The 1,191-nt window shown below is 59.6% G+C and carries 1 protein-coding gene; it reads left to right on the forward strand.

Features of this window, described 5'->3' with window-relative positions; genetic code table 11:
- Positions 1–204 precede the first annotated feature (204 nt).
- On the forward strand, positions 205–1,170 hold the full coding sequence (locus JMF90_RS37870; protein ID WP_011545951.1) for an IS110-like element ISBcen8 family transposase: 966 nt from the start codon (positions 205–207) through the stop codon (positions 1,168–1,170).
- Positions 1,171–1,191: the final 21 nt, after the last annotated feature.

Consider the following 1,191-nt stretch of genomic DNA (forward strand, 5'->3'; position numbering starts at 1 on the left):
CCGCGCTTGTATGTTCAGTACTGACCAGTACGGTAAAGTCTGGTGGTAGCCAGACGAGACCGTGCAGTTTGCCCCGCGCTTGGGTGTTGGAGCCCGTGACTGAGTACAAAACGCACGGTTGCCGTGCTGGTCTTCCTGAAGCCCGAACGGTTACGCGCGCCATTTACATCGAGTGCGCATGTACAAGCATGGGATCCGAAGATCATGTCTGCTCCTTCTGCCGTAACGGTCGGCATTGACGTCGCAAAAGCTCACGTCGATGTTTCCGTACTGGGTGCCAATCTGGACATCCGTCGATTCAACAACGATGCCGAGGGCCACTCGGCCCTGGCTGTTGCCCTTCAGCCGCTGAACGTGCAGTTGGTCGTGATGGAGGCGACCGGTGGCTACGAGACCGAGCTGGCGTGCGCCTTGCAAGGTGCGGGTTTGCCGGTCGCTGTCGTCAACCCTCGGCAAGCACGCGATTTTGCCCGCTCGATGGGACGTCTGGCCAAAACCGACGCCATCGACGCACATATGCTTGCCGAACTGGCTTCCGTGCTACTGCGTCGGGACGATCTGTCCCGCTTGCTACGTCCCGTTCCCGACGAGCGGCAGCAGTGGCTGGCTGCACTGGTGACCCGACGGCGCCAACTACTCACCATGCTCCTTTCGGAGCGACAGCGGCTCCAGATCACGCCGGTTGGTCTGCATCCAAGTCTGCTGGCTATCATTGCCGCCATCCAGGCACAACTCGATGACATCGACGCTCAGATGGTCGCTCATGTACGCCAGCACTTCGGTGAACTCGACCGCCTGTTGCAGTCCACACATGGAATTGGCCCGGTATCCAGCGCCTGCCTGATCGCAGAACTGCCCGAATTGGGCCGGCTCAATCGCCGTCAGATTGCAGCCCTCGTTGGCGTCGCTCCCATTGCTTGCGATTCCGGCTTACGTAATGGGCGACGACGGGTTCAAGGTGGCCGCTTCGCGATCCGTCGCGTGCTGTACATGGCTACATTGACTGCCACACGCTACAACCCCGCCATCAGAGCCTTCTATCAACGCCTGAAGGCCGCCGGCAAACTGTCCAAGGTCGCGCTTGTTGCCTGCATGCGCAAGCTCCTAACCATGCTCAATGCCATGGTCAAAACCAACACGCCTTGGGACGATTCACTTCATCGGGCTTGACTCGGAAGACGGTTACTCAGT

It is taken from the genome of Burkholderia sp. E168m23, from assembly GCF_016586125.1.
GTDB classification, from domain to species: domain Bacteria; phylum Pseudomonadota; class Gammaproteobacteria; order Burkholderiales; family Burkholderiaceae; genus Burkholderia; species Burkholderia orbicola.